General features: G+C 70.2%; 27 protein-coding genes. 12 read left to right on the top strand and 15 right to left on the bottom strand.

The window, feature by feature from the left end; translation table 11 throughout:
- The first annotated feature begins 10 nt into the window (after nt 1-10).
- Nucleotides 11-622 carry a flavin reductase family protein gene (locus tag NS283_RS17215; protein ID WP_058598076.1) on the top strand — a complete coding sequence of 204 codons (612 nt, stop codon included), beginning with the start codon at nt 11-13 and terminating at the stop codon, nt 620-622.
- A gap of 133 nt (nt 623-755) precedes the next feature.
- Here NS283_RS17215 and NS283_RS17210 read toward each other — a convergent pair whose 3' ends face one another.
- The 3 genes from NS283_RS17210 to NS283_RS17200 are packed head-to-tail and all read right to left on the bottom strand — an operon-like array spanning nt 756 to nt 3,459.
- The gene (locus tag NS283_RS17210; protein WP_193752702.1) at nt 756-1,541 is read right to left on the bottom strand and encodes a maleylpyruvate isomerase family mycothiol-dependent enzyme; all 786 of its coding nucleotides are present in this window, start codon (nt 1,539-1,541) and stop codon (nt 756-758) included.
- Nucleotides 1,538-2,362, bottom strand: coding sequence for a fumarylacetoacetate hydrolase family protein (locus tag NS283_RS17205; protein WP_058598075.1), 825 nt, complete (start codon nt 2,360-2,362; stop codon nt 1,538-1,540). Before NS283_RS17205 ends, NS283_RS17210 begins: the two co-directional genes overlap by 4 nt.
- Nucleotides 2,359-3,459 (bottom strand): cupin domain-containing protein, encoded by a 1,101-nt coding sequence (locus tag NS283_RS17200; protein WP_058598074.1) that lies wholly within the window; start codon nt 3,457-3,459, stop codon nt 2,359-2,361. The genes NS283_RS17205 and NS283_RS17200 overlap by 4 nt, the downstream gene beginning before the upstream one ends.
- Before the next feature lie 202 nt (nt 3,460-3,661).
- Here NS283_RS17200 and NS283_RS17195 point away from each other — a divergent pair, with 202 nt between their 5' ends.
- Together NS283_RS17195 and NS283_RS17190 are read left to right on the top strand one after the other, a co-directional pair.
- Nucleotides 3,662-4,474, top strand: a complete 813-nt coding sequence (locus tag NS283_RS17195) for an alpha/beta fold hydrolase (protein WP_058598073.1) — start codon at nt 3,662-3,664, stop codon at nt 4,472-4,474.
- Between the two features lie 144 nt (nt 4,475-4,618).
- The gene (locus tag NS283_RS17190; RefSeq protein ID WP_058598072.1) at nt 4,619-5,206 is read left to right on the top strand and encodes a histidine phosphatase family protein; all 588 of its coding nucleotides are present in this window, start codon (nt 4,619-4,621) and stop codon (nt 5,204-5,206) included.
- A 78-nt stretch (nt 5,207-5,284) separates the two neighbouring features.
- Here NS283_RS17190 and NS283_RS17185 read toward each other — a convergent pair whose 3' ends face one another.
- The 4 genes from NS283_RS17185 to pdhA all read right to left on the bottom strand — a co-directional run bounded on the left by NS283_RS17185 (nt 5,285) and on the right by pdhA (nt 10,232).
- A complete protein-coding gene (locus tag NS283_RS17185; RefSeq protein WP_081317482.1) occupies nt 5,285-6,445 on the bottom strand; it encodes an acyl-CoA dehydrogenase family protein in 1,161 nt (386 codons plus the stop codon).
- Nucleotides 6,442-7,983 (bottom strand): dihydrolipoamide acetyltransferase family protein, encoded by a 1,542-nt coding sequence (locus tag NS283_RS17180; RefSeq protein WP_058598071.1) that lies wholly within the window; start codon nt 7,981-7,983, stop codon nt 6,442-6,444. Before NS283_RS17180 ends, NS283_RS17185 begins: the two co-directional genes overlap by 4 nt.
- Nucleotides 7,984-8,038: 55 nt before the next feature.
- Nucleotides 8,039-9,040 carry an alpha-ketoacid dehydrogenase subunit beta gene (locus NS283_RS17175; RefSeq protein WP_058598070.1) on the bottom strand — a complete coding sequence of 334 codons (1,002 nt, stop codon included), beginning with the start codon at nt 9,038-9,040 and terminating at the stop codon, nt 8,039-8,041.
- A 76-nt stretch (nt 9,041-9,116) separates the two neighbouring features.
- Nucleotides 9,117-10,232 carry a pyruvate dehydrogenase (acetyl-transferring) E1 component subunit alpha gene (pdhA, locus tag NS283_RS17170; RefSeq protein ID WP_081317484.1) on the bottom strand — a complete coding sequence of 372 codons (1,116 nt, stop codon included), beginning with the start codon at nt 10,230-10,232 and terminating at the stop codon, nt 9,117-9,119.
- A gap of 176 nt (nt 10,233-10,408) precedes the next feature.
- Between pdhA and NS283_RS17165 the strand changes: the two genes are divergently transcribed.
- Entirely contained in the window at nt 10,409-10,882 is a 474-nt protein-coding gene (locus tag NS283_RS17165) for an Lrp/AsnC family transcriptional regulator (RefSeq protein ID WP_058598068.1), read from the top strand.
- Nucleotides 10,883-10,994: 112 nt separating this feature from the next.
- Here the strand turns inward: NS283_RS17165 and NS283_RS17160 are convergent, their stop codons facing one another.
- A complete protein-coding gene (locus NS283_RS17160) occupies nt 10,995-11,987 on the bottom strand; it encodes an EamA family transporter (RefSeq protein WP_058598067.1) in 993 nt (330 codons plus the stop codon).
- Nucleotides 11,988-12,058: 71 nt separating this feature from the next.
- Between NS283_RS17160 and NS283_RS17155 the strand changes: the two genes are divergently transcribed.
- Entirely contained in the window at nt 12,059-12,616 is a 558-nt protein-coding gene (locus tag NS283_RS17155) for a CGNR zinc finger domain-containing protein (protein ID WP_058598066.1), read from the top strand.
- A gap of 119 nt (nt 12,617-12,735) precedes the next feature.
- Here NS283_RS17155 and NS283_RS17150 read toward each other — a convergent pair whose 3' ends face one another.
- On the bottom strand, nt 12,736-13,614 hold the full coding sequence (locus NS283_RS17150) for an alpha/beta fold hydrolase (protein ID WP_058598065.1): 879 nt from the start codon (nt 13,612-13,614) through the stop codon (nt 12,736-12,738).
- A 350-nt stretch (nt 13,615-13,964) separates the two neighbouring features.
- Between NS283_RS17150 and NS283_RS17140 the strand changes: the two genes are divergently transcribed.
- The 3 genes from NS283_RS17140 to NS283_RS17130 all read left to right on the top strand — a co-directional run bounded on the left by NS283_RS17140 (nt 13,965) and on the right by NS283_RS17130 (nt 17,336).
- A complete protein-coding gene (locus NS283_RS17140; protein ID WP_058598063.1) occupies nt 13,965-14,699 on the top strand; it encodes an exonuclease domain-containing protein in 735 nt (244 codons plus the stop codon).
- Nucleotides 14,700-14,767: 68 nt separating this feature from the next.
- Nucleotides 14,768-16,312: an HNH endonuclease signature motif containing protein gene (locus tag NS283_RS17135; protein WP_058598062.1), complete on the top strand. Its 1,545-nt coding sequence runs from the start codon at nt 14,768-14,770 to the stop codon at nt 16,310-16,312.
- Between the two features lie 208 nt (nt 16,313-16,520).
- Entirely contained in the window at nt 16,521-17,336 is an 816-nt protein-coding gene (locus NS283_RS17130; protein ID WP_081317481.1) for a carbon-nitrogen hydrolase family protein, read from the top strand.
- Between the two features lie 74 nt (nt 17,337-17,410).
- Here the strand turns inward: NS283_RS17130 and NS283_RS17125 are convergent, their stop codons facing one another.
- Nucleotides 17,411-17,983: an RBBP9/YdeN family alpha/beta hydrolase gene (locus tag NS283_RS17125; RefSeq protein WP_241492279.1), complete on the bottom strand. Its 573-nt coding sequence runs from the start codon at nt 17,981-17,983 to the stop codon at nt 17,411-17,413.
- Between the two features lie 174 nt (nt 17,984-18,157).
- On the opposite strand from NS283_RS17125, the gene NS283_RS17120 reads away from it, so the two are divergent.
- Entirely contained in the window at nt 18,158-18,607 is a 450-nt protein-coding gene (locus NS283_RS17120; RefSeq protein WP_058598060.1) for an Lrp/AsnC family transcriptional regulator, read from the top strand.
- A 124-nt stretch (nt 18,608-18,731) separates the two neighbouring features.
- On the opposite strand, the gene NS283_RS17115 is transcribed toward NS283_RS17120, so the two are convergent.
- The 3 genes from NS283_RS17115 to glgA form a co-directional block, all read right to left on the bottom strand.
- The gene (locus NS283_RS17115; protein WP_013586710.1) at nt 18,732-18,983 is read right to left on the bottom strand and encodes a type B 50S ribosomal protein L31; all 252 of its coding nucleotides are present in this window, start codon (nt 18,981-18,983) and stop codon (nt 18,732-18,734) included.
- Between the two features lie 113 nt (nt 18,984-19,096).
- Entirely contained in the window at nt 19,097-19,879 is a 783-nt protein-coding gene (locus NS283_RS17110; protein WP_058598059.1) for an ABC transporter ATP-binding protein, read from the bottom strand.
- Between the two features lie 78 nt (nt 19,880-19,957).
- Nucleotides 19,958-21,148 (bottom strand): glycogen synthase, encoded by a 1,191-nt coding sequence (glgA, locus tag NS283_RS17105; RefSeq protein ID WP_058598058.1) that lies wholly within the window; start codon nt 21,146-21,148, stop codon nt 19,958-19,960.
- Between the two features lie 76 nt (nt 21,149-21,224).
- Between glgA and glgC the strand changes: the two genes are divergently transcribed.
- A complete protein-coding gene (gene glgC, locus NS283_RS17100) occupies nt 21,225-22,469 on the top strand; it encodes a glucose-1-phosphate adenylyltransferase (protein WP_058598057.1) in 1,245 nt (414 codons plus the stop codon).
- Nucleotides 22,470-22,589: 120 nt separating this feature from the next.
- Here glgC and NS283_RS17095 read toward each other — a convergent pair whose 3' ends face one another.
- Nucleotides 22,590-23,063, bottom strand: a complete 474-nt coding sequence (locus NS283_RS17095) for an S-ribosylhomocysteine lyase (protein WP_058598056.1) — start codon at nt 23,061-23,063, stop codon at nt 22,590-22,592.
- A gap of 115 nt (nt 23,064-23,178) precedes the next feature.
- On the opposite strand from NS283_RS17095, the gene serB reads away from it, so the two are divergent.
- Together serB and NS283_RS17085 are read left to right on the top strand one after the other, a co-directional pair.
- A complete protein-coding gene (serB, locus tag NS283_RS17090; protein WP_440589447.1) occupies nt 23,179-23,820 on the top strand; it encodes a phosphoserine phosphatase SerB in 642 nt (213 codons plus the stop codon).
- Between the two features lie 97 nt (nt 23,821-23,917).
- Nucleotides 23,918-24,631, top strand: a complete 714-nt coding sequence (locus NS283_RS17085; RefSeq protein WP_058598054.1) for an alpha/beta fold hydrolase — start codon at nt 23,918-23,920, stop codon at nt 24,629-24,631.
- Nucleotides 24,632-24,652: 21 nt separating this feature from the next.
- Here NS283_RS17085 and fabG read toward each other — a convergent pair.
- The coding region (gene fabG / locus NS283_RS17080) for a 3-oxoacyl-ACP reductase FabG (RefSeq protein ID WP_058598053.1) at nt 24,653-25,354 on the bottom strand (702 nt) is incomplete at its 5' end.

The following is a 25,354-nucleotide window of genomic DNA, read 5'->3' as shown; positions in this document are numbered from 1 at the left end:
AGGTCCTCTGATGTTCATCGACGCCGCCGCCCTCTCCCCCGCCGACACCTACCGTCTGCTCGTCGGCTCCGTCGTTCCGCGCCCGATCGCGTGGGTGACGAGCGGGCGCGACCCGGTGAACCTGGCGCCCTTCAGCTCGTTCACCTGGGTGAGCCAGCACCCCGCGATGCTCGGTTTCACCGTCAATCGGCGCGCGAACGGCCGCAAGGACACGATCCGCAACATCGAGGAGCACGGTGAGTTCGTCGTGAATATCGCCGACGAGTCCCTGCTCGAGGCGCTGCACGCCAGCAGCGAATGGATGCCGCCCGATGTCGGCGAGGCCGACCGCCTCGGCCTCGCGCTTGCGGAGTCGCGGGTCATCGGCATCCCGGGTCTCGCCGACGCCCCCGTCCGCATGGAGTGCCGGTACCACTCGACCACGGCCTTCAGCCCCACCGGCGGCGAGTTCGTCGTGGGCACGGTCGTGGGGTGGACGGTGCGCGACGACGTCGTGCGCCGGGGGTCGACCGGTGCGGCGAGCATCGACACCGAGCTGCTGCGTCCCATCGGCCGCCTCGCCGGCCCGCGCTACACCCCGCTCGGGGAGGTCATCCAACTGCCGCCCGTACCGGGCGGGTAACCCCACCCCCGCACGCCGAGACCGCACACGATCGTCGAGAACGCATCCGTCCAGCAACGAACGGAGACGTATTCGGCACACATGTGCGGTCTCGACGCGCGCTACCGGGCGCGCGTCGCCACGGGTCGAACCCTCAGAACCAGCGCGCGATGCGGGGCAGCCCACCGCCGCCCACGACCCGCAGACGCCGGGCCCCGCGACCGGCGAGCCACCGCGCGAGATCGGCCGCGGCGCCCTCGACGACCGGACCGCCCTCTCCGTACTCCCCCGGCGCCGCATCGCGGTCCGTGGCCCGCAGGACCACGGCGCCGGGCTCGCTCCGGCGCGTCCAGGCGCGGAGGACGTCGGCGATGATGCCGTCGATCATCTCGGGCGGGAAGTCGAGGAACGAGCCCCCGTCGTCGAGGTCGACCGCGTGCACCCACACTTCCTTCGCCCGCATCCACGCCGTCTCGCGCGCGGGCACCGTGCGTCCCTGGGCGGTGACGACCTCGGCATCCCACTGCGCGTCCGACAGATCGCGCCACTCGACGTCCAGGTGCACCGCGGCGTGGTCGACGAGATGGCGCAGGGCGCGCGTGGGGAGCGTCGCGCCGAGGGCGATCTCGTCGGCGCGCTGCGTGTCGGAGGCGTACATGGGTGTCTCGACACCCGTGCGCGCCCATTCGACCAGGCGCGCGACCGCGCGGGCGTTGTACCCGACGTGCGCGACGAGGTGCCGACGCGTCCACCCGGGCAACAGGCTCGGCGCATCGAGGTCGTCGTCGTCGAGCTGCATGAGCCGCCGCGCGAAGTACGCCGTGCCGCGACGGGCGAGCTCGAGGTGCGCGTGCGGGGCGGAGTCGGCATCGTAGCGCGCTCCGGCGCCCTGCCGTTCCCGCAGCGCGAGCTGCTCGGGTGTCAGCTCTCTCGCACTCACGGCTCCTCCGTGACGAACCGATTGCGCAGGGTACCGATCCCGTCGATCGTCACCTCGACCACGCTTCCGGATGCCAGATACTCGCGAGGTTCACGCGCATGGCCAACGCCGCCGGGCGTACCCGTGAGGATGACGTCGCCCGGACGCAGCGTCGTGATCGTGGAGACGTATTGCACGAGGTCGACGGGCCCGTGAACGAGGTCGTGGATGTCGCCCACTTGCTTCTGCAAACCGTCGACCGTGGTGGTCATTCGAGCGTCCGAGGGGATCTCCTCGGGGGTCGCGAGCACGGGCCCGAGGGGCGTCGAGCGCTCCCACATCTTGCCCTGCAGCCACTCGCGGGTGCGGAACTGCCAGTCACGCATCGAGACGTCGTTCGCGATCGTGTAGCCGGCGATAGCGTCCTCCGCCTGTTCGGCGGAGGCACGGCGCACGGTGGAGCCGATGACGACGGCGAGCTCGCCCTCCCAGTCGATCTCGGGGCTTTCGGCCGGCAGGGCGATCTCCTCGCCCGCCGCCGCGAGCGTGTCGGAGAACTTGGCGAAGAGCACCGGATACTCGGGCAGCTCGCGCTTCATCTCGAGGATGTGGGCTCGGTAGTTCAGGCCCACGCACACGATCTTGCTCGGCGCGAGGATCACGGGCGCGAAGTCCACGGCATCCAGATCGACGACCGGGCCCTCGATGCCCGCCACGGCCGACACGGAGCCGGCCCGCAGCAAGTCGCCGACGTCGGCGAAGGGCTCCAGCACGACGGCTCGACTCCCGTCCGCACGGGCCGCGGCGGTGGCCCCCTTCCAATGCAGGGTCATCAGCTTCATCGGTCGGTCTCCTCTTCGAACTCGCGGTACAGCCCCAGCCCCTCGAAGATGGGCGTGTCGCTGAAGTGGAACAGGTCCAGGCGGGTCTCCGCCTGCACGCGGAAGCGGCACCAGCTCGGCACGACGAAGATGTCTCCGTGCTCGACGGTGTGCTCGGTGGCGCCCAGCAACACGCGTCCGGTTCCCTCGAACACCTGGTAGACGTTCGACCCGACCTCTTGACGCACCGGCGTCGACGCGCCCTCGCGCAGGCGATGGAACTGCGCGCGGATCGTGGGCATGACGTCGCCGCCGGTCGTCGGGTTGGCGAAGCGCACGGCCGCGTGGCCGGGTCCGACCGTAGCCGGCATCCCCTCGCCCTCCAGCAGGAGCTGGTCGGTGAGTGCGGCGTCGGTGTGCTCCCAGCGGTAGGCACCGATGGGACTCGAGACGGTGCGCCGGAGGCCCGCGAGCGGCAGCAGTCCCGGGTGAGCCCAGAGACGCTCGGAGCGCGAGAAGTTGGGGGTCGCTTCGTCGGTCACCCGCTCCGACCCGAACTCGAAGAAGCCGGAGTCCATTTGGTAGGCGAAGGGGATGTCGAGCCCGTCGATCCAGGTCATCGACTCATCGGTCTCGTTGTGGTGGCCGTGGAAGTGCCACCCCGGGGTCAGCAGGAAGTCGCCGCGGCTCATGCGCACCGGGTCTCCGTTGACGACGGTCCAGACGCCCTCGCCGGAGGTGACGAAACGGAAAGCGTTCTGCGAGTGTCGGTGCTCGGGCGCCGTCTCGCGCGGCCCGAGCTGTTGGATCGCGGCCCACAACGTCGGCGAGATGTACGCGCGCCCGCCCATCCCGGGGTTGGCGAGGCCGATGGCACGTCGCTCGCCGCCCCGACCGACCGGGACGAGGTCGCCGGCGCGTTCCGCCAGCGGCCGCAGGGCGCTCCACCGCCACACCCACGGCAGGGCCTTCGGCTGCGGCGTCTGCGGCATGAGGTCGTCGAGCTGCGTCCACAAAGGGATGAGATGGTTCTCCTCGAATCCGCGGTACAGAGCACGCAGCTCGGGAGTGTCCTCAGGCTGCATCGCATTCTCGACCGGGGTCACGGTCTCGCTCATCGGTCCTCCTCGACATGAACTCCCCTCCAGGTTGCATTACTCATGCGTGTTGCGCAACGGGTTTTTGTCACACATACGAATGAAGCGAGACATTTCTCTTGCGCCAGACACAAATCTGTTACACCATGTCGCCACGGGATGCCGCGGCACGGCGCCGCGGGCCCGGTGAGAGCATCGACGCCCATCTGCAAGGAGGCAGAGCATGTCCGAACTCGAGCACCACCAGACCACCTCTTCCGATGGAACGCCCATCGCCTACTTCCGTCGAGGAGCCGGCCCCGCTCTCGTCGTCACACACGGAAGCATCGCGACGAAGGAGCAGTGGATCCCCGCGAGCGAAGCCCTCGCCGAGCACGTGACCCTGTACGTCTACGACCGTCGCGGCCGAGGCGGCACGGGCGACACGGAGGAGTACTCGCTCGCCCACGAGGTCGCCGACATCGCCGCGATGATGGAGGTGGCCGGCCCCGGAGCGCACCTGCTCGGTCATTCGTTCGGAGCGCTGGCAACCCTCGCATACGCGCGGGAGCACGGCCTGGGCGGAGGGACACTCGTCGCGTACGAGCCGCCGCTGGCCGTGCAGGGCGCGGTCGCGGGCGACCGCCTGGCGGGGTATCGCAAGCTGGTGGATGCCGGCGACCTCGACGGCGCACTCGAGTACGCGCTCGTGAACTTCGTCCGCGTGCCGGCCGAAGCGATCCCCTTCATCCGCGAGACGCCGCTGTGGGGTGCGAGCGTGCCACTCACCCCGACGTGGGTGCGCGAGCTCGCCGAGATCGATGCCCTCGGCAGCGACCTGACCCCGTACGCCGAGATCGACGACCCGACTCACCTCATCGCGGGGACGGCGACCACGTCGTTCCTGTATCAGTCCGCGCACGACCTGGTCGAGGTCATCCCGAACGCCGGCATCACCGACATCGAAGGGGCCGACCACTTCGCGCACCTCGCGGATCCGCAGGGCTTCGCCCGCGTGGTTGTGGAAGCGCTGAACATCCCCGCGGTCGCGCGTTAGCGCATCCCCGAATCTCGGCCCCCGGCGCACACCCGACCGCGCCGGGGGCCGTTCCAGGGCACCGCGCCACGGTCTCGCGGCGGGGCTCGCCTCGACCGCACCTGTCCGCGGCTCGCCGCCCGCCCCAGCGGTTAGGCTCGAGGAGTGACGATCCTGACCCTCGTGCGACACGGTGAGACCGACTGGAACTCCGGGGGCCGCATCCAGGGCTCGACCGACATCCCCCTGAACGACACCGGACGCGCCCAGGCCCGCGAGCTAGCCGAGACCCTGGCCGCCGAGTACGCGGGGCGCGACGTCGTCATCGTCTCGAGCGACCTCTCCCGGGCGGCAGAGACCGCCGACATCCTCGCCGACGCCCTCGGCACCACGGTGAGCCGCCGGATGCCAGGACTCCAGGAACGCTCCTACGGCGACGCCGAGGGCATGGACGCCCCCACCTTCTACGAGACGTACGGCCCGTGGCACGCCGCCGACGTGCCGGGCGCGGAGACCTGGCCGGTGGTGCGGGAGCGTGCGCTCGCCGCGCTCGCCGAGGCCGTGGCATCCGCTCCCGAAGGAGCTGATGTCATCGCTGTCGCGCACGGCGCGCTCATCCGCGAGGTCATCATGTTCGCCACCGACGGCGCCTTCCCCCGTGAGGGCGAGAGGCTGCCGAACTGCTCGGCGACGACATTCCGCCTCGACGGCGACCGCTGGGAGATGCTCGCGTACGCGGGCGTCGCGAGCTGACGCCGGCACCGCCCTCCCCTGCGCCGGCGCCGCGCGGCGAGCGCGCCGCCCGTGCCCGGGCACCGCGACCGCGCCCCCTCAGCTCACCCCGAGCGCCCGCGAGATCACCATGAGCTGCACCTCGGTCGTGCCCTCGCCGATCTCGAGGATCTTCGAGTCGCGGTAGTGCCGCGCGACCGGGTACTCGTTGATGAACCCGTTGCCACCGAACACCTGCGTCGCATCGCGGGCGTTGGCCATCGCGGCGTCGCTCGCCGTCATCTTCGCGACGGCCGCGTCGACCGAGAACGGCTTCCCGGCGTCGCACAGGCGTGCGGCGTGCACCCAGGCGAGCCGCGCCGTGTGGACGCGGGCGTGCATGCGCGCGAGGAGGAACTGGATGCTCTGGCGCGTCGACAGCCGTTCGCCGAACACCGTGCGGCTGCGCGCGTAGTCGACGGCGGCTTCGAGGCATCCCTCCGCTGCCCCCGTGGCGAGGGCTGCGATCGCCACGCGTCCCTCGTCGAGCGTGCGGAGGAAGTTCTTGAAGCCCTGTCCGCGCTCACCGAGGAGGTTCGCCTCGGGCACGCGCACGCCGTCGAACGTCAGCGGGTGCGTGTCGGAGGCGTTCCAACCGACCTTGTCGTAGGCGGGGCCGACCGTGAATCCGGGTGTGCCGTTCGGGACGATGATCGTCGAGATCTCGGGCCGCTCCCCCGTGCGCCCGGTGACGGCCGTGACGGTGACGAAGCGGGTGATCGCGGTGCCCGAGTTGGTGATGAACTGCTTCGACCCGTCGATCACCCACTCCCCGCCCTCGAGCCGCGCCGTCGTCCGGGTGGCCCCGGCGTCGCTGCCGGCCTCGGCCTCGGTGAGACCGAAGCCCGCCAGGGCACGACCGGCGACGAGGTCAGGCAGATACTCCGTCTTCTGCGCGTCGGTGCCGTATCGGAACAGCGGCATCGCACCGAGGCCGACGCCCGCTTCGAGCGTGATCGCCATCGACTGGTCGACGCGGGCGATGCCCTCGATTGCGACGCACAGACTCGCGTAGTCACCTCCCTGACCGCCGACCTCCTCCGGGAACGGCAGACCGAACAGTCCGATCTCGCCCATCTGGGTCACGAGATCGAGCGGGAGCTCGTGCGCGCGGTCGGCTTCGTAGGAGCGAGGCGCGATGACGTCGTCGGCGAACTCGCGGACCATGGCGGCGAGTTCACGCTCGTCGTCGGTGAACGCCTGCTGGGTGTCGATGCTCACAGGAAGTCTCCTCCTCGAGGGCGGGGAAACAGCATGGCTCGGCCGGGTTCGCGGAGGACGCCGGCGACATCGGCGAGGAACCGCGCCGCTTCCGCTCCGTCGACCAGACGGTGGTCGAACGAGAGACTGAGTGTGAGCACGTCTCGCAGGGCGATCTCGCCGTGATGCTCCCACGGGGTGCGCCGCACGGCGCCCACCGCGAGGATGCCCGCCTCACCGGGGTTGAGGATCGGGGTCCCGGCATCCACTCCGAAGACCCCGACGTTGGTGATCGAGAACGTCCCGCCCGTCATCGCGGCCGGTGCCGTCCGGCCCGCGCGAGCGGTCGCGGCGAGCTCGGCGATCGCGTCGGCGAGGTCGATGAGCCCAAGGGTGTCGGCATCCGGGATCACCGGCACCACCAGCCCGCGCTCGGTCGCGGCGGCGATCCCGAGGTTGACGTAGTGGTGCTCGATGATCTCGCCCGCGGTCTCGTCCCATCTCGCGTTCAGCGCGGGCGTCCGTCCGAGGGCGAGGCACACCGCCTGGGCGACGATCGCGAGCACGCCGATGCGATGTCCGTCGAGGGCACGATCGGTCTTGAGGGATGCCAACAGCTCGGTCGTCGCGGTCACGTCGAGCGTGAGGAACGTCGTCGCGTGCGGAGCGGTGAACGCGCTCTGCACCATCGCGGCGGCGGTGTGCTTGCGCACCCCGCGGATCGGCGTGCGCGTGACACGCGCGTCCGAGGGGCGGTCGGCGCGAGCGGGTGCGAAAGGACTGGCCCGGGGGACCGTCGACGCGGAGGGAAGGGTGTCGGTGACCATGCCGACTCGAGACGACTCTGGCGGGGGGACCGTCGACGCCTGTGCTTCCGTGGGGGTGCGTGCCGCGAACTCCTCGACGTGCGCGCGGGTCACCGTCTCACCCGGGTGGGCTGCGGCGACGACGACGAGGTCGACACCGAGGTCTCTCGCGAGCTTGCGGACGGGCGGCGTGGATCGCGGGCGTTCGAGGGGCAGGTCGATCGGCCCGGTGCGCAGCACGTCGTGCGGCGCGGCCTCACGCACGGCGGTGTCACCGTCGAGGACCGCTGTGGCGCCGCCCCGTGCTCGCCGCCGCGGCCGGCTGCCCGATGCGGGGGCGGCCCCGTACCCGACGAGGTTCGGGGTGGCCTTCTCGGACTCGCCGCGTGCCGTCGCGCGCACATCGTCCGCGGCGCGCCGCTCGGACGCCCCCGACACCGGCGTGTCGGCCACGACCTCCGCCGGACGGCTCGCGGGCGAACCCGTTTCCACCGCGGCCGGGCTCTCGGCATCCGCCCCCACCGCGAACGACACCAGCGGCGAACCCACCGCGACGACGTCGCCCGCGGCGGCGTGCAGCCCCTGCACAGTGCCCGCGTACGGGGAGGGGATCTCGACGATCGCCTTCGCCGTCTCGACCTCGGCGATCGTCTGGTTGAGCGTGACCTCGTCGCCCTCGGCCACGTGCCACTGCAGGATCTCTGCCTCGGGGAGACCTTCGCCGAGGTCGGGAAGGCGGAATTCCGCGATCATCGAACGCCCCCCTTCGCCTCGACGACACCCGATGGTTCAGCACAGCATTCCCGGATCATCGCAGCACCCCTTCCTCGCGCTCCAGCACCCGATCCACGGCGAACAGGATCCGATCCAGGTCCGGCACGTGGTGCTTCTCGAGCTTCGAGGGCGGGTACGGGATGTCGTGCCCGGTCACGCGTTGCGGGGGCGTCTCGAGGTAGTGGAAGCACTGCTCCGTGATGCTCGCGACGAGCTCCGCTCCGACGCCGGCCTCTCGGGCCGCCTCGTGGGTGACGACGACGCGGCCGGTCTTGCGGACGGATGCCGCGACGGTGTTCATGTCGATCGGCGACAGCGAGCGCAGGTCGATGACCTCGAGCGAGACGCCCTCGTCCTCCGCGGCGAGCGCGGCATCCAGGGCCGTGCGCACCTGCGCCCCGTAGGTGACGATCGTCGCGTCGGTGCCCTCGCGGGCTACGCGGGCGAGGTGCATCGGCGGGGCGTCGGCCAGATCGGCATCCAGGTCGACCTCGCCCTTCGAGTGGTACAGGCGCTTCGGTTCGAAGAAGATGACGGGATCATCGGATGCCACGGCCTGACGCAGCATCACGTAGGCGTCCTGCGGGTTGCTGGCGGCGACGACACGGAGCCCCGCCGTGTGGACGAAGTACGCTTCGGGCGATTCGGAGTGGTGCTCGGCGGCTCCCACTCCCCCGGCCCACGGGATGCGGATGACCAGCGGCATCCGGATCCGTCCGTTGCTGCGGTAGTGGAGTTTGGCGACCTGGCAGACGATCTGGTCGAAGGCCGGGTACACGAATCCGTCGAACTGGATCTCGACGACCGGGCGGTAGCCCCGCAGGGCCAGACCGACGGCGGTGCCGACGATGCCCGCCTCGGCAAGTGGGGTGTCGACGACGCGCTGCGCGCCGAAGCGCTGCTGCAGGCCGTCGGTCACGCGGAAGACGCCGCCGAGCTTGCCGATGTCCTCGCCCATGAGCAGGACCTTGTCGTCGTTCTCGAGTGCTTTCGACAGGCCCGCGTTGATCGCGGCGCCGAGAGTCAGGGCGGTCATCGCGGCATCTCCCTGTCGTCGTTCTCGAGCGCTTTCGCGAGGCCCGCGTTGATCGCGGCGCCGAGCGTCAGGGCGGTCACTTCTCGAACCCCGCGAGGTAGTCGACGTACTCGGCCTTCTGACGGTCCAGACCCGCGTGCGGCTCGGCATAGACGTGGTCGAACATCGTCTCGGGCGCGCGCGTCGTGGCGCCGATGCACGCCGCACGGACCTCGGCGGCGAGCGCGTCGGCGGCCCGCGCGACCTCGTCGAGCCCGGAGTCGTCGAGGATCCCCTCGGCCCGCAGGTACGCCTCGAGCCGCTCGATGGGGTCGCGCTGCGCCCAGGCCTCGACCTCGCCGGGCTCCCGGTAGCGGGTCGGGTCGTCGCTCGTGGTGTGCGGACCCATGCGGTAGGTCACCGCCTCGATGAACGAGGGCCCCTCCCCGAGTCGCGCGCGATCCAGCGCCCACCGCATCGCGGCGACGCACGCGAGCGCGTCGTTGCCGTCGATCCGCAGACTCGGGATGCCGAACCCCGGCGCCCGGCCCGCGATGGGGTACTTCGCCTGGACGGTGACGGGTTCCGAGATCGCCCACTGATTGTTCGAGCAGACGAAGACGACCGGGGCGCGGAACGAGGAGGCGAAGACCATCGCCTCGTTGACGTCACCCTGGCTCGTGGCTCCGTCGCCGTAGTACGCGACGGCGACGTCGGTCGACCCGTCGCGCTGCGCACCCATGGCCCACCCGGTGGCGTGCAGCGACTGCGCGCCGATGATGATCTGGGGTGGAGCGGCGTTGATGGTGGTGTGGTCGTAAGCGGAGTGCTCCTCCCCGCGCCAGGCGAGCACGTAGTCCGCGGGCTGCGCGCCGCGTCCGAGCAGCACTCCGTGCTCGCGGTAGCTCGGGAAGACGAAGTCGCCGGGTGCGAGAGCAAGGGCGGTGCCGACCTGCACGGCCTCCTGACCGCGGCACGGTGCCCACAGGGCGAGCTGGCCCTGTCGCTGGAGCGCGACGCCCTCGGCATCCAGTCTCCGGGTGAGGACCATGTCGCGGTGGAGGGCCCGCAGCTCGTGCGGCGAGAGGTCCGACACCCACGGGTCGAGGGTGGCGTCGGCGACGCGAGAGCCGTCGGGCTCGAGCAGCCGCAGCACCTCGCCCTGGTCGGGGACTCCTCCGGTGAGCGAGTCCTGGGTCTGGGTGTACGTCATCGTCATCCCTCCAGCTGCGGCCCGGGCTCCTCGTGAGAGCCGGGGCGTTCCGGGTGCCGGCAACGTCGCCGACACGGCCGACCGTACGCGTGGAAGGCAGGGCGCTCAAGACCTTGGTAGATAACTCAGCATTCTGCGCACTATCGAGGGTCAGCGCCCTGCTATTGTTTCGCAGCATGAGCAAGCTCGACGCCGTGGACCTCGACCTCCTCCGCGCCCTCTCCGCCGATCCGCGTGCCACCGTCGTCGCGCTCGCCGAGAAGCTCGGGCTCTCGCGCAACACGGTCCAGGCCCGCATGAGCCGCCTCGAGCGCGGGGGCGTGTTCCTGTCGTACGAGCGCACACTGTCGGCCGAGGCCCTGGGGTTCCCGATCGAGGCGTTCCTTCAGGTGACCGTGCGTCAGGCCGAGCTTCCCGCGATCCGCGAGGAGCTCGCGAAGGTCCCCGAGGTGCTGCAGGCGCACGGGCTCAGCGGCCAGGTCGACCTGCTCGTGCGGGTCGCGTGCCGCGACACCCAGCACCTGTTCGACACCGACGCGCGCATCCTCGCGATCGAGGGCGTCGAACGCACCGAGACGTCGCTCGTGATGGGCGAGGTCATCGGGTACCGGGTGGGGCCGCTGATGGATCTCGCGCGCGACGAGATCTAGCCGCGCCCCGCATGCGTCCGAAATCCCTGAGCTCGTCGAAGGGACCGGAACCCGCGCTGCCCCTATTCCCAGAGTCCCTGAGCCCGTCGAAGGGACCGGAACCCGCGTCAGCTCACGGCGCCGGCACCACCGGGATGCTCGCCGTCTCGGTCTTCGGTTCGGCCGGGCTCCCGGCATCCAGCCGCACGAGCACGACGCCCACGAGGATGAGCGCCCCACCCGCGAACTGGATTGGAGCGGGGGTCTCGCCCAGCAGCAGCCAGGCGAAGCCGAGGGCGAAGAGCACCTCGCTGAGGCCGACGAACGACGCCAGGCGCGAGCCGATCAGCGGCACCGCGATCACGCCGAGCGCGTAGCCGAGAGTCGTCGCCACGGCCCCCACCCAGAGCAGGGGCAGGATGCCGGGAACCTGAAGACCGGCGAGCGAGACCGTGATCGAGGGTGCGGCGAAGGGAAGGATGCCGGTGGCCACGAGGATCCCCATGAGAAGCGCCCCGACGATCAGCCCTCCCGCGGCGAGGGCCAGCGGCGGGAGATCATCGCCCGCGCGTCCGGCGATCACGAAGTACGCCGCCGCGCACACCGCGGCGCAGAGCGCGAAGACGGTGCCGAGGAGGTCGAACCGTGCACCGCTGATGTCGACCACGAGCACGAGGCCCGTCATCGCGACGACCGACCCGATGAGCACCGCTTTCGATGGGGCTCGACGGGTGCGGACCCACACCGCGATGACGATGAGCACCGGCGCGATGTACTGGATGAGCAGGGCGACGGCCACCGGCATCCGCTGCATCGCGGCGAAGTAGAACAGCTGGCACCCGGCGACGGCGGTGAGTCCGAACGAGACGATCAGCAGACCGTGACGGCGGAGGAACCCGCGCTGACGACGGATTGCGACGACGAGAGCGGGCGAGAGCAGGAGCGCAGCGACGCTCATCCGCACGAGGAGCACCGTGCCGAGCGACCACCCGCCGTCGAGGAGCGGCTTCACGAACGGGCCGCTGCTCGAGAACGCGAGCGCGGAGGCGACCGCGATGGCGAGGCCTGTGACGGCGCCGGAGCCACGGTGAGTGGGGCGAGGGAGGGTGACGGACGACGTGGTCATACGGGCCTGCTGTCAGGAGTGAAGAACGTTTACACTCGTGACAGTAGGACCTCCACATGTCAGGAGTCAACATGGTCTTCATCCGTGACACCGAACTGGTGCTGCGCGCGACCGTCGAGCTGGTCAACACCCTGCCCCAGACCGACGTGAGCGGGATCGACAGCCTGACCACGATGGCCGAGCTCGACGACTTCGCCGAGCGACACACCTACACCGGTTCGCGAGCGAGAGACGAGCACGAGCTCGCCGAGGTGCGCGGCATCCGTTCCCGCATCCAACAGCTCTGGAACGTCGACCGCGATGGCGCGGTCCCCCTCGTCAATGCGATGCTGCGCGACGGGCGGGCACTGCCGCAGCTCGTCCGGCACGACGAGTTCGACTGGCACATCCACGCGTCGGAGGCCTCGGACCATCTCGCCCAGCGCATGCTCGTCGAGACGGCGATGGCTTTCGTCGACGTCATCCGTGCCGACGAGTACGCACGCGTCCGCGTGTGCGACGCCGACGATTGCAACGGCGTCTATGTCGACTTCTCGAAGAACGGCTCGAAGCGCTATTGCGACGCCGGCAACTGCGGAAACCGCATGAATGTCAACGCCTACCGCAAGCGGAAGGCGGAGACGGCTTAGGGCTCTCGTCGGCGGAACCTCGCGCGATCCGGCGGGTCAGCCGACGCCGAGGAACTTCCTGATCGCGCGCGGAGACGGCGTAGAGCTCGCGTCGGGGGAACCTCGCGCGATCCGGCGGGTCAGCCGACGCCGAGGAACTTCCTGATCGCGGATGCCGCCGCCTCGGGCGTCTCGTAGTGGATCAGGTGGCCGACCTCGGGGATCTCGACCAACGCGGCGTCGGGGAAGAGCGTCGCGAGATGCCTCTCGGCCTCGATCGGCGTGATGTCGTCTTTCTCTGCCGCGATCAGCAGCGTCGGCTGCGCGATGAGCGGGGCGAACTCGCGCACGTCGTGCGAGACGCTCGTGACGAAGGCCTCGTGCAGCACGTCGCGGTCGGCGAAGCGAGAGAAGTACTCGTCGTGCTGCTCGTGGACGAAGCGCCGCAGCGCGGGGTCGCGCGTCTTGGCCATCGCGTTGCTCATCACGCGCACGATGAGGCCGTTGCGCAGCAGCGCGTCGCCGACGGCGCGCGGCAACTTGGCCCCCGCGAGGTAGTAGAAGACGGCGAGCCGGGTCAGGATGCCGCGCGGCCCCTCGAGCGCCGGCGCGCCGATCGGGTTGACCAGGATGAGCTTCGGCGTCGCGAGACCGCCCGCGACGGCCGCGGACGACACGATCGAGCCGAACGAATGGCCGAGGACGACGGCCCCCGGAGCCACGGCGTCGACGAACGCGCGCAACCACGCGGCATACCCGTTCAGGTCGTGGGCACGCCCCCGCAGCGGCGGTGTCTCGCCGAAGCCGGGCAGATCGGGCGAGATCACGCGGATGCCGGGGAGGTGGGCGACCACCGGATCGAGCCCGTGATGCTCACCACGGAACCCGTGCACCGCCACGATCGTGGTCTCGGCGGCGTCGTCGCCGTAGACCCAGTACGCCGTCTCTCCCCCGAGCACCTGGACCGCACGGCGCTCGACCGGGATCGCGGCGAGGAGGTCGGCGTACGGGTTGGGCATGGCATCGAGTTTACGAGGGGGTTCCGACATCGCCCGTCCCGGCGGCGCAGTCCGTGTCCACAGCCGGGAGTCCCGGCATCCCCGGTTCCAGCGGCAAGGCAACCCTTATGCACGACTCAGGGGTTCCGATATCCCCGGTCCCGGCGGCGAGGCAGACCGTGTCCGCAGCCGGGAGTGCCGTCATCCCCGGTTCCAGCGGCGAGGCAGCCCGCATGCACGACTCGGGAGTTCCGACATCCCCGGCGCCGGCGGCGAGGCACTCCCCGTGCACAACCCGGAGTTCCTGGCATCCCTCCCCCATTCCTGCGCGCCTCGCGGGTCGTGTCGGACCCCCGCTCTACGGTGACCACATGACCCTGTGGCAGGCCGAGCCGCTCCCGCTGTTCCAGACCCCCGAGTGGACGCGCCTCGTCGGCGTCTTCGACCTCGAGACAACCGGCGTCGACGTCGAGAACGACCGCATCGTGACCGCGCACGTGGGCGTGCTCGACGCGGACGGCCACGTGGTCGACGCTCGAGATTGGCTGGCCGACCCTGGCGTCGAGATCCCCGACGGCGCGGCCGCCATCCACGGGATCACCACCGAGCGAGCGCGGGCCGACGGCGCCCCCGCACCGCGCGTCGTCGCCGAGGTCATCGAGGCGCTCAGCGCACTCTTCGCCGCCGGGATCCCGGTCGTCGCGTACAACGCGCCGTTCGACTTCTCGATGCTCAAGCACGAAGCCGTGCGGCACGGCGTCGCTCCCATCCACGCCCCCTCTCCCGTCATCGACCCCCTCGTCGTCGACAAGACCTACGACCGCTACCGACGCGGCAAGCGCACACTGTCGGTCGTGGCGGAGCATTACGCGGTGCCGTTGGAGTCGGCGCACGAAGCGTGTGCCGACGCGGTCGCCGCCGGCCGTCTCGCCCTGGCGCTCGCCGAACGCTTCGCGCCGTGGCTGCCTTCGACAGTCGAAGAATTGCACACGCGCCAGATCGCCTGGGCTCGCGCCCAAGCCGCTAGTCTCACCGAGTACTTCGTGAAGATCGGACGCCTGGATGCCACGGCTCCCCCGCTCGACGGGGCGTGGCCGATCCGCTGAGACGGCCGCGATTCTGCCCGAGATTCAGCGTCCCGGCCGATGTCGGAGGTCCCCGATAGCGTTTCGACATGGACGCCACCGCCCCACCCGCAGACCGGCCGTCGCCGGCGGTGCGGTCGTGCGACGGAGTCCCGTGGCCCGACGACGATGAGCTCGAGAACGAGGCGGCGTGGGCGCGTCTGCTCGATCTCGAGTCCTCGATTCCCGCCGAGGCGGCGGAACGTTTCGACGACGCCGACCTCGCGTTCCCCGGCGGCGCTGCCGCCCGCGCCGACGCCACATCTGCCGCGGTCTCCGACCTCGACGCGGTCCTGGGCCACCTCGAACTGATCGCCGCCGAACGGCATCGCCTCGCGGCTGAGGAGGGTCGGATAATCGCGGCCGTCCTCCGCGATGCCGCGGCCGACCCGACGCCCTGGGTCGGCCCCGACCCCACCCTCGACCTCGCCTGGAATGACCCGCGAGGGCGCAGCGTCCGCGCCGTCCGGCGCGATCGCGTCGATCTCGCGCAGCGGGCCGCAGCCGCTGAGATGGCCGTGCGTCTGCGTGTGTCCGAGCAGACCATCCGGACGCGCGCCACGCACGTCGACGCGCTGCAGGAGCGTTGTCCGCGGCTCTGGCAGCAGTTCGCCGACGGACGGACGTCCGAGCGTCACGCCGTCGAGACGGCCCGCCTGGCCACCTCGCTCCCCGAAGACGCCGCTGCCTGGACCGCCTTCGACGAGGGCGTCGCCGACACAGCGACGCGGCTGACCCCCACGAAGTTCGCCGTCTCCGCGCGCGTTCTCCGCGAACGTGTCCACGCCGAGTCGATCGACGCTCGCCACCGGCGCGCCGCACGTGACCGCGGCGTGTGGATGACACCCGAACTCGACGGCATGGCCTCTCTCAGCGCGCTCCTGCCCGCCGACAGAGCGCGCAGCATCATGTCGCGCCTGGATCGCGCGGCTCGGCACCTTCACGCCGTGCCCGAAGAGGAGCGCACCTTGGCGCAGCTGCGGGCTGATGTCCTCGCGGATCTCGTGACCTCTCCCGCGCCCGACGTGCCGACCGCGACATCGTCTCTCACCCCGGCCGCGGGTCCCGACGAGCCGCCGACCCCACCCGCCACAGGGCGACACGGCCCCTCCGCACCACCCACCTCGCCTACCATCGTCGTCACCGTCCCCGCGCTGACCCTGCTCGGCGTCGACAGCGATCCGGCGACCCTCGAGGGCTACGGGCCCATCGACCTCGATACCGCGCGCCGCCTCGCCGGCGAAGCACGCTCGTGGGTCCGCTTGCTCACACACCCCGTGTCCGGCGCTCCCCTCGTCCTGGATCGCCAGACCTATCGGGTTCCCGCCGCGCTTCGTCGCTGGCTGGGGGTCACCTCACCCATCTGCATCTTCCCCGGATGCAACCGCACCGCTCGCGATTGCGACCTGGACCACCTCACCGCCTGGGCCGACGGCGGCACCACGGATGCCGACAATCTCGAGCCCGAATGTCGACATCACCATCGCCTCCGACACGAGACAGAGTGGACACCGACTCACGATCCGGTCTCGGGCGAACGCGCGTGGAGTTCTCCGCTGGGCCGCTCCTACGGCTTCGACCCACCCCCGTTCTGAGCGCGCGGCAGCCCTCGCTCGTGTCTCTCGAACGTCACGCGCGGCGGCCGTCTCTCGAGCACGCCGGCCCGCACCCCTCGACGGCATCCCCCGCACGTGCCGCGCGGCCGCCCGCGCGAGCGTCTCTCGCAGGGGCTGGCCGCATCCGACAGAGGTGGCGAACTCCACGATGCGATCGTCCCCTGGCCCCGAATGCCAGACTGATCCCGTGACCTGCCGCATCGCCACCGTCCAGATGGAAGCCGTGCCGAGCGACATCGACGGAAACGTCGCGCGCATCGCACGCCTGATCGTGGCGGCGTCCGCGGGAGGAGCCGATCTCGTCCTCTTCCCCGAAGCGGCGGTCACGGGATACGACGACGGCGTCTTCGCCGGTCCTCTGCCCGACCTCGCCGACGAGGAATGGTGGGCTCCCCTGCAATCCGCGGTCGACCGCAGCGGCGTCACCGCCATCGTCAACACCGCGATCCAGCGGGACGGATGCCGCTTCCTCGGCGATGTGATCCTGAGCCCGGGACGCACCCCGCTCGCCGCCTACGACAAGCAGCACCTGCACGACAGCGAGAGTTCCGTCTTCAGCCCGGGCGCGCACGGCGCCTTCTTCACCCTGAAAGGCCTTCAGTTCGCTCTCTCCGTCTGTTACGACGCGAACTTCCCGGAGCACGCCGCGGCGGCCGCGCGAGCCGGCGCGCACGCGTACCTCAACAGCGGCGCGTACTTCCCGGGCGGCGAGCACCGACGCGATCTCCACTACGCGGCGCGCGCCCTCGACAACGGCATGTACGTGGTCTTCAGCGGGCTCGTCGGCGAACCGCACGACTTCATCGGAGGCGCTGCCGTCTTCGATCCGCTCGGTCGACGCATCACCGTGGCCGGTGAGGGCGAGCACCTCGCGTTCGCCGACCTGGATCCGAACATCGTCGCCGACGCGCGCCGGCACCAGCGCATGTGGGCACAGCGTCGCGAGTCGCTCGGCGAGCATCGGCACGCGGGTTCGTTCGACACCGCGAGTGCTCAGCGCTGATCACGAGCACCTCTCTACGCGCGCGCTGCCGCCCACGCGCTCCACACGCCGCGCTTTTTCCCGTACACGCACCTTCACACGCGCACGAGGTCGTCGAGCACCGCCCTCCCCCAGTCCCACTCCCCGAGACCACTCGCCGCGTTCAGATGGCCGAGGTGGCCGGCGTTTCGGAAAGCGCTCCCCCATCCGGAAGCGAACCCTCGGGCGACCTCGACCGCGCAGTACGGATCATCGGAACTCGCCACCACCGTGCTTCGACACGTCAGCGGTCGAACAGCGAGGCCGGAGAAGCTCGGGGCGGCAGCGCGAGGAAAGGCCTCGCCGGCCGGATCCGGGGGCGCGACGAGCAGCATCCCTGCCACCGGCGCGCGTCGGGCGCGTTCATCACGCGCGAGCCACCCCTCGCGATCAACCCGCGCATCCCACTCGACCGCCGCCCAACACCCCAGGCTATGAGCCACGACGACGACCTCATCGCCTCGTCTCGCGAGATCGGTCACGCGTCGATCGACCGCGTCGACCCAATCGTCGAGGTCGGGCTCGTCCCACGACCGAGGAACCACTCGGGCGGCGTCATGGCCCCAACGCCGCTCCCAAAGCGTCTGCCAATGCTCCTCCCCGGAGCCTCCGATTCCGGGGACGATCACGTATGCGACCACCGATGACCACCTCTCTCACTCGCCAACCGTGTGACGACGCACTCCCCGAGCGATCGACTGCTCGAGACACGGAGCGCGCTCCGCCCACCTTGCGAGCATGATGGAGTCACTCGCCATGCGCATCCCGCGCAAGCGATGCATAAGAAATCGGAGTCGAACACGATGGAACCACTCGATGCGATCGACCGCCGCATTCTCGAACTCCTCCAGCATGACGGTCGGCTTTCGGGCGCGGAGGTGGGGCGGCGCGTCGGACTGTCCCAGCCGGCCGCGAGCGCGCGCATCCTCCGGCTCGAACGCGCGGGCGTCATCGCGGGCTACCGTGCGGTGATCGACCCGGCCGCGGTCGGACTCGTCATCCACGCCGTCATCCGGTTGCGCACGACCCATGCGCAGCTCTCGTCGGCCCGCGAGCTCGCCGGACGCCTCCCCGAGGTCACGTCGATGGTCCGCGTGACGGGCGAGGACTGTCTCCTGTTCGATGTCCACTGCCCCGACGCCGCGCGGCTCGAGAAGGTGGTCGATGCGCTGGCGCGGTTCGGCCCGGTGACGACGTCGCTCGTCCTCAGCACCTATCCACCGAAGCCGCTGCTGCCCGCCCAGAACGCGTGACCGACGACCTTCGCGCAGACCTCCGCGCCGAGGACGCGCATACGCACCGGTCGACAACAGCCGCAGGGAAACCAAAAGCCCCCATCCCGAAGGATGAGGGCTCTGGGAGCGGAACCGCTGGGGATCAACGACCGCCGAAGTTCTTGAAGCGCTGGTTGAACTTCTCGACACGACCGGCCGAGTCCATGATGCGCTGCTTACCCGTGTAGAAGGGGTGCGAAGCCGACGAGATTTCCACGTCGATGACGGGGTACTCCACGCCGTCCAGCTCGATCGTCTTGTCGCTCGAGACGGTCGAACGGGTGAGGAACGTGTCGCCCGAACCGAGGTCGCGGAACACGACGGCCTTGTACGTGGGGTGGATGTCAGTCTTCATGGGAGGTCCTTTGAGAAGTGGTGCCCTGGATTCTGCCAGGACGTCAAAGTCTGCGGCGCCGATGGCACCAACGGGAGAGTCTACCAGGCCCGCGTCGAGATTCGCGCGCGGCGTCAGACCGCACGGGCGGCGTACCGCCCCGCCTCGTGCGTGAGAGTGATCTCGAGGCCGAACGTCTTCGACAGGTTCTCGGCCGTGAGGGCCTCACCGAGGGGCCCGGATGCCACGATCTCGCCGTCGCGGAGCAGAAGCACGTGCGTGAACCCGACGGGGATCTCCTCGACGTGGTGCGTCACCATCACCATGGCGGGCGTCGTGGGCGCCTGGGCGTACCCCGAGAGCAGCGCCAGCAGCTCTTCCCGGGCGCCGAGGTCGAGGCTGGCGGTGGGCTCGTCGAGCAGCAGCAGCTCGGGGTCGGTCATCACGGCCCGGGCGATCTGGACGCGCTTCTGCTCGCCGTCGCTCAGCGTGCCGAACGTGCGGTCCGCGAGGTGATCGAGACGCCACTCGGCGAGCACGCGCAGCGCGCGACGCTCATCGATGTCGTCGTACTGCTCGCGCCAGCGACCCGTCACCGAGTAGGCGGCGGTCAGCACGACGTCGAGCACCGTCTCCTCAGGGGGAACGCGACGCGCCATCGCCGACGAAGCGAAGCCGATACGCGGGCGCAGTTCGAAGACGTCGGTACGACCGAGCTGCTCGCCGAGGATCGTCACCGTGCCCGATGTGGGGTGCAGGAGGGTGTCCGCGAGCTGTAGAACCGTCGTCTTCCCCGCGCCGTTGGGGCCGAGCACGACCCAGCGCTCGTCATCGGCGACGCTCCAGTCGAGATGGGACACGATGTCCCGCGTGTTCCGGCGGACGACGACGTCGGAGAACTCGAGAACCTGGGGCATGGATCTAGCCTAACGGCCCCGACCCGTGCGCCCGGATGCCACGCTGCCGGGCTATGGACGAGCCGACTCCGGCGTCCCCTACTTCCCCGAGACCTCCGCGTACAGCGCCGCCGTCGTCTGCGCGATCGCCGCCCAGCTGAAGTCGTCGATGGCGCGCTGACGGCCGGCCTCGCCATAGGCGCGGGCCGTCTCGGCATCCGTCACCACCTCGGTGAGCGCGCGGGCGAGATCGGCGACGAAACGTTCGGGGTCGACGGGCGTTCCGGTGCCGTCCTGCACCTGCTCGATCGGGACGAGTCGTCCCGTGACGCCGTCGACGACGACCTCCGGGATGCCACCGGTCGCCGTCCCCACGACCGCCGCGCCGCACGCCATCGCCTCGAGGTTCACGATCCCCAGCGGCTCGTACACCGACGGGCAGACGAACGTCGTCGCGGCGGTGAGGATCGCACAGAGCTCGTTGCGCGGGAGCAGACGATCGATCCAGACGACACCATCACGCGTCGCCTGAAGCCCGCGGACGAGCTCCTCGACCTCGGTCATGATCTGAGGCGTGTCGGGCGCCCCCGCGCACAGGATCAGCTGCACGTCAGCCGGCAACAGCTCCGCCGCGCGGAGCAGGTAAGGGAGCCCCTTCTGGCGGGTGATGCGACCGACGAAAACCACCGACGGCCGCGACGGGTCGATGCCCACGGACGCGAGGAAGGCGTCGTCCGACACCGGATGCCACGCCTCGGTGTCGATCCCGTTGTAGATCACGCGCACCTTGGCGGGATCCAGCGACGGGTAGCTGCGCAGGATGTCGTCGCGCATCCCCGAGCTCACCGCGACGACCGCCGCAGCGCCCTCGTAGGCGGTCTTCTCGATGTAGCTCGACACGGCGTAGCCGCCGCCGAGCTGCTCCGCCTTCCAGGGCCGTAGCGGCTCGAGGCTGTGGGCGGTGACGACGTGCGGGATGCCGTGGAGGAGGGATGCCAGATGCCCGGCGAAGTTCGCGTACCAGGTGTGCGAGTGCACGACGTCCGCGCCGGCGACGTCGGAGACGATCTCGAGATCGGTGCCCAGTGTCTGAATCGCCCCGTTCGCGGAGGCCAGCTCAGTGGGCACGCCGTACGACGTCGTGTCGGCTTCGTCGCGCGTCGCACCGAAGGCGCGGACCTGCACCTCGGTGCCCTCGGCGCGCAGCGCCTTGACCAGTTCGGTCGCGTGGACGCCGGCTCCCCCGTAGATCTCCGGCGGGTATTCCTTGGTCACGATGTCGACGCGCATGAGACGAACCGTAGTACAGCGAAAGGCGCGCCGCGCACGTGTATCCGCATCCGCATCCGACCCCTAGTGTGGTGCCATGCCTGCAGCGCCGAAGGTCTTCGGAATCATCCTCGCCGGCGGCGAGGGAAAGCGTCTCATGCCCCTCACGGCCGACCGCGCGAAACCCGCCGTCCCGTTCGGGGGGCAATATCGCCTCATCGACTTCGCCATCTCGAACCTCATCAATTCGGGACTGCGTCAGCTCGTCGTGCTCACGCAGTACAAGTCGCACAGCCTCGACCGACACATCTCCCAGACGTGGCGTATGTCCCCCATGCTCGGCGCGTACGTGGCATCCGTCCCCGCCCAGCAGCGGCTCGGGAAGCGATGGTTCTCCGGCTCCGCCGACGCGATCCTGCAGTCGATGAACCTCATCCGCGACGAGAAGCCCGACATCGTCGTGGTCATCGGCGCCGACCACGTGTACCGCATGGACTTCAAGCAGATGCTCGATGCCCACATCGCCTCGGACGCGCGCGCGACCGTCGCCGGCATCCGTCAGCCGATCTCGCTCGCGAATCAGTTCGGGGTCATCGACACCGAGCCGACCGATCCGACGAAGATCCGCGCGTTCCTCGAGAAGCCGCAGAACCCCGAGGGTCTGGCCGATGCGCCCCACGAGGTGCTCGCCTCGATGGGCAACTACATCTTCGACGCGGACGCCCTCGTCGAAGCGGTCACGCACGACGGCGAGCTGCCGACCTCGGCGCACGACATGGGCGGCGACATCGTCCCCTACTTCGTCGACCGGGGCGAAGCGGCCGTCTACGACTTCCAGCGCAACGACGTGCCCGGGTCCACGCCGCGCGACCGGTCGTACTGGCGCGACGTGGGAACGATCGAGTCGTTCTACGACGCGCACATGGACCTGATCTCGACCCTGCCCGTGTTCAACCTCTACAACAACGACTGGCCGATCTACTCGCAGACGTTCAACGCCCCGCCGGCGAAGTTCGTGCGCGACTCGGTCGGACGCATCGGCAACGCGATCGACTCCATCGTCTCGCTCGGCTCGGTGCTGTCGGGGACCCATCTCGAACGCAGCGTCGTCGGCCCGTGGGCCCTCGCGGGCGGCGGATCGACCATCACCGACTCGGTGCTGTTCGACAGCGTCCAGGTGGGTGCGGGAGCCCGGATCCACCGCGCGATCCTCGACAAGAACGTCGTCCTCGAACCCGGGGCCACGATCGGCGTCGACCGCGAGCGCGACATCGCGCGCGGCTTCACCGTCACCGAGACGGGAATCACCGTCGTCGGGAAGGACGTTCACGTCCACGCGTGACGGAAGAGAGAAGGGGCGGCGACCGTGACGGTCGCCGCCCCTTCTTGTCTTCCGGTCTGTCATACGCCGACGCGCTGGAACGCGTCGTGCGAGATCAGCAGCGTCAGACAGCGAACCTGCTCACACGCCGACGCGCTGGAACGCGTCGTGCGAGATCCCCTTGTCCAGCACGACCTTCGACCACTCGCGGGCGCTGTGCAGGCTGTGGTCGCGGTAGTTGCCGCAGCTGAAGGCGTCGGTTCCGGGGACGTCTTCCCATGTGACGTCCTCGGCGATCGCGCGCAGGGAATCCGTGATGGCGTCCACGAGCATGGGGATCTCGGGCTCGCCCCACATGATCACGTGGAATCCGGTGCGGCACCCGAAGGGCGAGATGTCGATCAGTCCGTCGATGCGGTCGCGCACGAGGCTGGCGAGAAGATGCTCGATCGTGTGCAGACCGGCGGTGGGGATCTCTCCCTCGTTGGGCTGCACGAGGCGCAGATCGAAGTTCGTGATGACGTCGCCGCGCGGACCCGTCTCGGTGCCGATCCGGCGCACGTAAGGGGCCAGCACGGCGGTGTGGTCCAGGGTGAAGCTCTCGACGTCGGCCATGGGTGTGGTCCCTTCAATGGAGTCGGCGGTACCCGAAAAGCCTACGCGCGGAGGGCCGGCGCGAGGCTTCGCGTGACGCCGCGCGACGGGCACGCGACCCGCTAGCGTGGATCGCGTGCCAGTGCCCGCCCGTTTCCTCGTCGTGCTCGACGCCGACTCCACCCTGATCCGCAACGAGGTCATCGAACTGCTCGCCGACGAAGCGGGTCGAGGACCGGAGGTCGCCGCCGCCACAGAGGCCGCGATGCGCGGCGAGGTCGACTTCGCGACCAGCCTGCGTTCCCGAGTGAAAGCCCTCACCGGGGTGTCCACCGAGGCCTTCGCCCGCGCGATCGCCCGCATCGAACCGACCCCCGGGGTGCGCGACCTCGTTGCCGCCGTGCACGATCGCGGCGGCGTCGTGGGCGTCGTGTCGGGCGGGTTCCACGAGGTCCTCGACACCGTCGCGCCCGACCTCGGCGTCGATGTCTGGCGTGCCAACCGGCTCGTCGCCGTCGACGACGTTCTCACCGGAGAGGTCGACGGAGAGATCGTGGATGCCACGGCCAAGGCCGACACCCTCCGCTCGTGGGCCGCGGAGCACGGCGTGCCGCTCTCGGCGACGTTCGCGATCGGCGACGGCGCCAACGACCTGGAGATGATGGCGGTCGCCGGCCTCGGCCTCGCGTTCAATGCCAAGCCCGCGGTGCGCGAGCGGGCAGATCTCGTGATCGGCCCGGTCGACCTGTCCCAGGTGGTCGCGCTGCTCCCTCGCTGAAAGCCCGTGACCCCATCGAGGGGTTCCCGAGCCTGTCGAGGGGACCGCTGACGCCCCCACCCTCGCCGATGTCGGAGCCCGGCTCTACCCTCGAGGCATGAAGGTCGTTCTCGTCCCCGGTCTCTGGCTCACGGCGTCCTCGTGGGACGCGGTCGTCCCCACCCTGCTCGCCGCCGGGCATCGTCCCGAACCGCTGAGCATGCCGGGCATCGGCATTCCCGCGGCCGGCTCCGCACAAGTGGGCATCGCGGACTGGATCGCCGAGGTCGTCCGCGTCGTCGACCGCGACGACGAGCCCGTCGTGCTGGTGGGTCATTCCGGCGGAGCCAACGTCGTCTGGGGCGCCGCCGACGCGCGACCCGATCGTGTCGCGCGGGTCGTCTTCATCGACGCCGTTCCTCCCCTCGACGGAGCGGTCATCTGGGAGTTCCCGATCGTCGACGGTGTGGTGCCGTTCCCCGGGTGGGACTCCTTCGACGAGGAGGAGGTCGCCGACCTCGACGCGCCCACGCGTCAACGGGTCGAGGAGCAGGTCACCTGGATTCCCGCACGGATCCCCACCGATCCGATCTCGCTGAGCGACGACCGCCGCCACGGCGTCCCGATCACAGTCATCACGTGCCTCATGCCGTCCGTCGATGTGCGGCGCACGATCGACGCCGGGGCACCGTGGGTCGCCGAACTCGCCGCGGCCGACGAGGTCGAGATCATCGACCTTCCCGGCGGGCACTGGCCGCAGTTCGCACAGCCCGAGGCGCTCGGGAAGGCGCTCGTCGCCTCGATCCGATCGGAGCCGGTCGCCGAGAACTGAGCGTTCGTCTCGTGGTGGCGCTCAGTGCCCCATGCCGAGGCCGCCGTCGACCGGGATCACGGCACCCGAGATGTACGCGGCGTCATCGCCCGCGAGCCAGGTGACGACGCCCGCGACCTCATCGGGCGAGGCGAATCGCCCCGCGGGGATGTTCTTCTTGTACTCGGCCTGCGTGTCGGCGGGAAGTTCGGCCGTCATATCGGTCTCGATGAAGCCCGGAGCGACCACGTTGGCGGTGATCCCGCGGCCGCCGAGCTCGCGGGTGAGCGAGCGCGCGAATCCGACCAGGGCGCTCTTCGACGCGGCGTAGTTGATCTGACCCGCCGAACCGTAGAGCCCGACGACGCTCGAGATGAGGATGACGCGCCCCCAGCGCGCCTTGAGCATGCCCTTCGACGCACGCTTGACGACGCGGAACGCGCCGCCGAGGTTGGTGTTCACCACGCTGTCGAAGTCGTCCTCGCTCATGCGCAGCAGCAGGGTGTCCTTCGTGACGCCGGCGTTGGCCACGACGACCGCGATCGGACCGAGCTCGGCCTCGACCTGGGTGAACGCGGCGTCGACCGCGGCGGCGTCCGTCACGTCCGCGCGGACGGTCAGCGTGCCCTCGGGGCCTTCGCCCGAGCGTGCCGTCACGGCGACGCGCCACCCCTCGGCGACGAACCGCTCGGCGATGGCGCGCCCGATGCCACGGTTTCCTCCGGTGACGACGACGACGCGGTC

The sequence above is a fragment of the Microbacterium testaceum genome, assembly GCF_001476285.1.
Classification (GTDB): Bacteria; Actinomycetota; Actinomycetes; order Actinomycetales; family Microbacteriaceae; genus Microbacterium; species Microbacterium testaceum_B.
Note: the sequence above shows the minus strand (reverse complement) of the source record. Positions and strands in the feature narration are given on the sequence as shown.